This is a genomic window from Trueperaceae bacterium, from assembly GCA_036381035.1.
In the GTDB taxonomy this organism is placed as follows: Bacteria; Deinococcota; Deinococci; order Deinococcales; family Trueperaceae; genus DASRWD01.
In genome coordinates, this window is sequence record DASVDQ010000045.1 from 24,809 (window position 1) to 32,068 (window position 7,260).

Sequence of the window (7,260 nt, forward strand, 5' to 3'; positions counted from 1 at the left end):
GATGACGCCGCCTGGCGACCCCGTCACGCCGGTCCTCCGTCGACCGCTGCCGCTGCGGCCGCGCTTCGTGCGCCGCGTCTGGGGCGGGGGAGCCCTGCCGGACCTGCTGGGGAGCGGCGACCCGGCCGACGAGCCGGGTGCTGACCCCGTGGGCGAGGCGTGGCTGGCCGACGGGCCCAGTGTCGTGGCGAGCGGGCCCCTGGCCGGGGCGACGGTCGCGGAGCTCGCCGCCAAGCACGGCGCCGACCTGCTGGGGACCGTGCCGGTGGCGCGCTACGGCCGGCGGCTGTCGCTGCTGGTGAAGCTCCTCGACGCGTCCGCCGACCTCTCGGTCCAGGTGCACCCGGACGACGCGTACGCGCTGGAGCACGAGGCGGCGTCCGGCCACCTGGGCAAGACCGAGGCCTGGTACGTCCTGCGGTCCGCCCCCGGCGCGGCGGTGCTGCGCGGCTTCGCGCGCGACGTGACGCCGGACGAGGTGCGCGCCGCGGCGGAGGACGGCACGCTGACGCGCCTGCTGCGCCGCGTGCCGGTGCGCAAGGGCGACGTGGTGGTGAACCCGGCCGGCACGGTCCACGCCGTGGGGGCCGGCCTGCTCCTCTACGAGGTCCAGCAGTCGAGCGACCTCACCTACCGCCTCTTCGACTACGGGCGCGTGGACGCCTCCGGCGAGCCGCGCGAGCTCCACCTCGACCACGCCCTGGCCGTGGCCGACATGGCGGCGGCGCCGCCGTCGCTGCCGCGGCCGCCCGCGGCGTCACCGGGCCGCTGGCGGCGGCTGGTCGAGAGGCCGGAGTTCGTCCTCGACGCCGTGCTGCTGCGCCCCGGCGCGGACGCGGCGGGCGCGACGAGCCCCGCGAGCTGCCAGGTGCTCACGGCGGTCTCCGGGACGGCGACGCTGGCGGCGGGCGGCGAGGTGCTCCGCCTGGCGACCGGCGGCACGGCGCTACTGCCGGCGGCGCTGGGGTCCTACGAGCTCTCGGGGGACGGCGAGGTGCTGCGCGCGGCCGTCGCGTGAGGCGCTCCCGCCGGCGCGACGCAACCGGATACGCGGCCCTCGAGCGGCGCAAGGGTCGAGCGAAGCGGCCGCGCCCCACCCACGGGCGCGGCCGCGGCAGGCTCGTGGGGACAGAGGACTAGGCGCCGGGGACGGCCCCCGTGCCGGGCCTCTCGTCGGCGACGGGCGGCACGAAGGCGGGCGGCTGGCCCTCCTCCTCGACGAGCATGACGTCGAGCACCTCGCGGAAGCCGCTGACGGTGATGACCTCGAGGTCGGCGAGGATCGCCTCCGGCACCTCCTCGAGGTTCGCCTCGTTCTCCTTGGGCAGGATCACGGTCTTGATGCCGGCCTGGTGCGCCGCCAGGAGCTTCTCCTTCACGCCGCCGATGGGCAGCACCCGCCCGCGCAGCGTGATCTCGCCGGTCATGGCGACGTCGCCGCGGACCTTGCGGCCCGTGATGGCGCTGACGACCGCCGTGGCCATGGCGATGCCGGCGGAGGGGCCGTCCTTGGGCGTCGCGCCCTCGAGCACGTGGACGTGCAGGTCGTGCTTCTCGTGGAAGTCGGAGGGGATCCCGAACTCGTCGGCGTTGCGGCGCAGGTAGGCGATGCCGGCCTGGGCGCTCTCCTTCATGACGTCGCCGAGCTGGCCGGTGAGCGTGACGTTGCCCTTGCCCGGCATGACGACGGCCTCGATGTCGAGGGTCACGCCGCCCACCGACGTCCAGGCCAGGCCGTGCGACAGCCCCACCTGCGGCTCCTTCTCGGCCTTCTCGTCGCGGAACGGCGGGACGCCGAGGAGCTCGCGCACCTTGACCCTGTCGATGACGACCTTGTCCTCCCAGGGCTCGCTGAGGTAGGCCTTCGCCATCTTGCGCGCGGCCTTGGCGATGAGCCTGTCGAGGTTGCGCACTCCGGCCTCGCGCGTGTACTCGGTGACGATCCGCTCGATGGCGTCGTCGGTGAACTCCAGGCGCTCCTCGAGCCCGTGGTCCTTGAGCTGCCGCGGCACGCGGTAGCGCTTCGCGATCTCGAGCTTCTCGGGCAGCGTGTAGCCCGGGATCTGGATGACCTCCATGCGGTCGAGGAGCGGCCGCGGGATCGTGGCGAGCGTGTTCGCCGTCGTGATGAACATGACCTTCGAGAGGTCGTAGGGGATCTCGAGGTAGTGGTCGACGAAGTTGTTGTTCTGCTCGGGGTCTAGCACCTCGAGCAGGGCCGAGGACGGGTCGCCCCTGAAGTCGGCCGTCATCTTGTCGACCTCGTCGAGCAGGAAGACCGGGTTGATCGTCCCCGCGGTCTTCATGCCCTGGATGATGCGCCCCGGCAGGCTGCCGATGTAGGTGCGCCTGTGTCCGCGGATCTCGGCCTCGTCGCGCACGCCGCCCAGGCTCATGCGCACGAACTTGCGGTTGAGGCTGCGCGCGATCGACTTGCCCAGGCTCGTCTTGCCGACGCCGGGCGGGCCCACCAGGCAGAGGATGGGCGCCTTGTAGTCGGAGTCCTTCTTGTCCTTGGTGAGCTGCCTGACGGCGAGGAACTCGACGATGCGCTCCTTGGGCTCCTCGAGGGCGTAGTGGTCCTCGTCGAGCACCTGCTGGCTGTGCGCGACGTCGAGGCGCTCGTCGTCCATCTCGGACCAGGGGAGGTCGAGGATCGTGTCGAGGTAGGTGCGCACGACCGTGGCCTCGGGGGAGCCGGCCGCCATCTTCTCGAGGCGGTCGATCTCCTTCAGAGCGCGCTCCCTGGCGTGGTCGGGCATCTTCTTCTCCTCGACCCGCTTGCGCAGCTCCTCGGTCTCGGAGGCCTCGTCGTTGCCGAGCTCCTTCTGGATGGCCTTCATCTGCTCGCGCAGGAAGTACTCGCGCTGGTTCGAGTCCATCTGCTGCTTGACGCGAGCGCTGATCTGCTTCTCGGTCTCGAAGCGCTCGAGGTCGCGGGTGAGGAACCCGTAGACGAGCTCGAGGCGCTTGGCGACGTCGGCCTCCTCGAGGGCCGCCTGCTTGTCGGCGACCTCCCAGGTGGAGTACTTGGCGATGAGGTCGGCGAGCGGGCCCGGCTCCTTCATCCCCCTGAGGTTCTCGAGGTGGAAGGAGTCGAGCCTGAGGTTCTTGTTCTGCTGCGCGTACTCGCCGAAGGCGGACTTGACCTGCTCGACGAGCGCCTGGGTGCGCGGCGAGGCGGCCTCCGACGTCACCTCCGGCACCGTGGACACCTTCGCCCGCAGCGACGGTCCCGGCAGGTACTCCTCGATGCGGGCGCGCTCGCGCCCCTCGACGAGCACCTGCAGCGTGTCGTTGGGCAGCCTGATGACCTGCTTGATCACGGCCAGCGTGCCGACCGAGTAGAGGTCGTCGCCGGTGGGGTCGTCGACCCTGGCGTCGCGCTGGACGACCAGCACGACCCTGTTGTCGCCCGCCTGCGCCTCTTCCAGCGCCCGCTTCGACTTCGGCCTGCCGACGTCCACGTTCTCGAGCGTGCGCGGCAGCACGACCTGCGTGCGCAACGCGATGACGGGTAGCTCCCAATCCATGGCCCAAGTAGAACCCCGCCCGCGCCGCGCGCTCCGTAAGGTGGCTGACTACGCGCTCGGCCCGTAAGCCAGCTTACGAACGGCGGGTTCCCTCCTCAGGGGGCCGGCGCTCCCTCTCGGCTCGGGCGGCGCGCCGCTCGCGGCCGGGTCGAGCGGCTCGCGATGGGGTCGAGGCCTCAGAGCTCCAGCGGCACGCCCAGCTCCGGGCACCTGACGCGGCGCCCGGCCGCCCGCTGGGCGTCGGCGAAGCCGGCCATCGCCTCGGGCTCGCCGTGCACGAGGAGCAGCTCGGCGGTGGGGGAGGCGGCGACGAAGGCCTCGAGGTCGCCGCGGTCGGCGTGAGCGGAGAAGCCGCCGATCGTGTGGATGCTCGCCTTCACCGCGATCTCCTCCCCGAAGATCCTGACCACCTTGGCGCCGTCGACGAGCGCGCGTCCCAGCGTGCCGCGCGCCTGGTAGCCGACGATGACGATGCTGGCGGCCTCCCGCCACAGGTTGTGCTTGAGGTGGTGCAGGACGCGCCCGCCGGTCATCATCCCCGAGCCCGCCATGATCACGGCGCCGCCGTGGACGTCGTTGAGGCGCTTCGACTCCTCGGTCGTGACCGTGAAGATCAGCGAGGGCGGAGCGAACGGGTCGCCGCCGGACGCGAACACGGCCGCGACCTCCGGCTCGAGCTCGGCGATGCCGTCGCCGTAGACACGCGTCACCTGGGTCGCCATCGGCGAGTCGAGATAGACCGGTATGTCAGGGATGATGCCGAGGGCCTTCAGGCGGTAGAGCTCGTAGAGCACCTGCTGCGCGCGCTCGACGGCGAAGGTCGGGACGATCACGTTCCCGCCGGCCTCCAGGGCCCGGACTATCACGGACGCGAACTCCTCCCTCGTCGCCTCGAGCGAGCGGTGCGAGCGGTCGGCGTACGTCGTCTCCAGCACCACCGCGTCGGCGTCCCGCGGCGGCGAGGCCGAGACGTGGAGGGCGCTCTGCCCGTTGCCGAGGTCGCCGGAGAACACGACCCGTCTACCCTCCGCCTCGACCTCCAGGTAGGCGCTGCCCAGGATGTGGCCGGCGCGGCGGTAGGTGACGCGCACGCCCGGCAGCGGCTCGAACGGCTCGTCGTAGGCCGCCGGGCGGAAGCGGGCGATGGCCTCCTCGGCCTCCGCCGCCGTGAAGAGGGGCCCCGGCACCTCGTGGGCCCGGCCCGCCCGCGCGGCCCTGCGCAGCTCCCTCTCGTGGTCCTCGCGCGCCAGAGCGGCGGCGTCGCGCAGGATGATGGCCGCGATCTCGCGCGTGCCTGGCGTGGCGTGGAACTCGCCGCGGTAGCCGAGGCTGACGAGCCGCGGCAGGCGGCCGACGTGGTCGAGGTGCCCGTGCGTGACGAGCACCGCGCCCAGGCCGCCGGGGTCGAAGGGGAAGGGGCTCCTGTTCAGCGCCTCCAGCTCGGCGGGCCCCTGGAACTGCCCGCAGTCGACGACCAGCGTCCCGCCGCGGGTCTCGAGCAGGTGGCAGCTCCCCGTGACAGTGCGCGCCGCGCCGGCGCAGGTCAGCCTCACGCGGCCGCCCACGTGAGCCGGCCGGCCCCCAGGCTCGCCGCCACCCGCCCCGCCTCGCGCAGGTGGGAGAGGTAGGCCGACACGGTGCAGTGGTTCAGGTGGTAGCGGGGGAGGTCGTCCATGACCAGCCCCAGCTCGGTCCCCACGCGGGCCAGCACCTCCTCGGTGGTCGCGCCGTCGCAGGCGGCCAGAACCGCCTCCTCGGCGCGCGCCACCGAAGCCCGGTTCGCCGCCGCGATGCCGGGCAGGTCCTCGGTGACCTCGCCGTGCCCCGGCAGCAAGACGCGGGCGCCGCTCGCTGCCACGACGTCGAACGCGGCCTTCTGCGCGCCCACGTCCTGGCCGAACGGCAGCGGGTAGCGCGCCAGCGTGGCCGGCCCGAACACGGCGTCGGAGGCGATGAGCACGTCGTCGACCAGCACGGCCAGCATGCGGTGGGCGTGGCCGCGCACGTCGAGCAGCTCGAGCCGCAGGCCGGCGACCTGGAGGGGCCCGGCCTCCACCTCGGCGTGCACTGGCGACGGCTTGGCCTGCAGCCACTTGGTGGTCATCTCCGGCGGCGGCTTGGCCCCGTGGAAGAGGTAGACGGGCTCGAGGTACGGCGACCTGATCACGCTCGCCTCGATCGTCGGCGCGTGGACGACCGCCTCCGGGTACTGCCTCACGAGGTAGTCGTTGCCGCCGAAGTGGTCGGCGTGGCTGTGCGTGTTGACGACCGCCGCCAGCGTCAGGCCCAGGTCCTCGAGCGCGCGCCTGACGCGCCGGCCGTGGTCGGAGTCCTGTCCCGTGTCCACCACCACCGCCCGGCCGCCGTCGCCCGCGACGATCGCCGAGTTCACGGCGCCGGTCAGCGCGTAGACGCGGTCGGAGAGCCGCACCGGAGGCTCGTGCTTGGCCATGCCCCAAGCTAACAGGGCGCGGCGGCGCGCCGTGCGTGGGGGAGGGCGCTCACGAGATGCCGAAGGCGGCCTTGGGCCGGTCGGCGCCGGTCGCTGGGCGCCGCCGCTCTGGCCACCGCCCCGGGCCCGCCGCCACCGCACGCCGCCCGGGACCGCGCCTCACGACCGCCTCTCGAACCGCGCGAGGTAGAAGCCGTCGAGCCCTCTCAAGGGCAGGAGGTACGCGCCCACGCGCGCCGGCAGGAGCGTGCCCGGTGCCGCCGGCAGGGGCAGCGGCGCGAAGCCGGGCGCCTCCTCGAGGAACGCGGCGGCCCGCTCCACCCCCTCTTCCGGCGTCAGCGAGCAGACGGCGTAGAGGAGGGTGCCCTCGACCCTCACGGCGCGGGCGGCGGCGCGCAGCATCTGCGCCTGCAGCCCGGCGAGCCGCGTCACGTCCTCCGGCCCCAGGCGCAGCTTGATCTCGGGGTGGCCGCGCAGCGTGCCGGTGCCGCTGCACGGCGCGTCGAGGAGCGCGCGGTCGCCCGCCGGCGTGCCCGCGGGCGGCCAGCCGGCCGTGAGGTCGGCGACCACGTGCTCGGCCGCCAGGCCCAGGCGCGCGAGGTTGCGCTCGGCGGACGCGGCGCGCTTGGCCGACGCCTCGACGGCCACGACGCGGGCGCCCGCGGCGGCCAGCGTCGCGGTCTTCACGCCGTGGCCGGCCGCCAGGTCGTAGACGAGCTCCCCGGCGCGGGCGCCGAGGAGCCTGGCCGCGTACAGCGAGGCCGGGTTCTGCGGCTGCACGAGCCCGTCCCCGAACGCGCGGAGGTCGGCCAGCGGGACCGGCGAGCGCACCGAGAGGGAGCGCGGCAGGGCGCCGGCGCCGGCGTCCTCGGGGAGGGGCAGGTCGGGGCCGGGCCTCACCTCGCAGCCCTGCGCGAGCAGCGACTCCTCGGCCCCCTCGCGCACCGCGGTGAGCCACAGCGGCTCGGGCTCCAGCATCGCCAGCGCGGCGGAGACCGCCGCCTCCCTGCCCAGCGCGGCCTGGAACCTCTCGAACAGCCAGGCCGGCAGCGACAGGTCGCGCTCGGGGTCGACGGCCCCCGCCGCCCCGGTTCGCCCGGACGCGCCCTCGCCCTGGGCCGTGGCGCGCGCCAGCCGTCGCAGCACGGCGTTGACGAGGCCGGCGTGCCGCCCGCTCACGCCCTTCACGACCTCGACCCAGGCGCTGACGGCGGCGTAGGGGGGAGTCCCCCGCCACAGCAGCTCGTAGGCGCCGAGCCGCAGCGCCGCCGACAC

The 7,260-nt window shown here is 74.0% G+C and carries 5 protein-coding genes; 1 reads left to right on the forward strand and 4 read right to left on the reverse strand.

What is annotated here, in order from left to right:
• Position 1: 1 nt before the first annotated feature.
• On the forward strand, positions 2-1,018 hold the full coding sequence (locus tag VF202_06090; protein ID HEX7039663.1) for a type I phosphomannose isomerase catalytic subunit: 1,017 nt from the start codon (positions 2-4) through the stop codon (positions 1,016-1,018).
• A 118-nt stretch (positions 1,019-1,136) separates the two neighbouring features.
• On the opposite strand, the gene lon is transcribed toward VF202_06090, so the two are convergent.
• From lon to VF202_06110, 4 genes are all read right to left on the reverse strand, one after another.
• Positions 1,137-3,533, reverse strand: coding sequence for an endopeptidase La (gene lon, locus VF202_06095; protein HEX7039664.1), 2,397 nt, complete (start codon positions 3,531-3,533; stop codon positions 1,137-1,139).
• 176 nt (positions 3,534-3,709) lie between these two features.
• Positions 3,710-5,086: an MBL fold metallo-hydrolase gene (locus VF202_06100; GenBank protein ID HEX7039665.1), complete on the reverse strand. Its 1,377-nt coding sequence runs from the start codon at positions 5,084-5,086 to the stop codon at positions 3,710-3,712.
• Positions 5,083-5,985 (reverse strand): MBL fold metallo-hydrolase, encoded by a 903-nt coding sequence (locus VF202_06105; GenBank protein HEX7039666.1) that lies wholly within the window; start codon positions 5,983-5,985, stop codon positions 5,083-5,085. The genes VF202_06100 and VF202_06105 overlap by 4 nt, the downstream gene beginning before the upstream one ends.
• Before the next feature lie 159 nt (positions 5,986-6,144).
• A partial coding sequence (locus tag VF202_06110) for an RsmB/NOP family class I SAM-dependent RNA methyltransferase (protein HEX7039667.1) occupies positions 6,145-7,260 on the reverse strand: 1,116 nt, incomplete at its 5' end.

Excerpts from the sequence above, each read along its gene's own strand:
- VF202_06090 (HEX7039663.1), top strand. The coding sequence starts at position 2 with ATGACGCCGCCTGGCGACCCCGTCACGCCGGTCCTCCGTCGACCGCTG.
- lon (HEX7039664.1), bottom strand. The coding sequence starts at position 3,533 with ATGGATTGGGAGCTACCCGTCATCGCGTTGCGCACGCAGGTCGTGCTG.
- VF202_06105 (HEX7039666.1), bottom strand. The coding sequence starts at position 5,985 with ATGGCCAAGCACGAGCCTCCGGTGCGGCTCTCCGACCGCGTCTACGCG.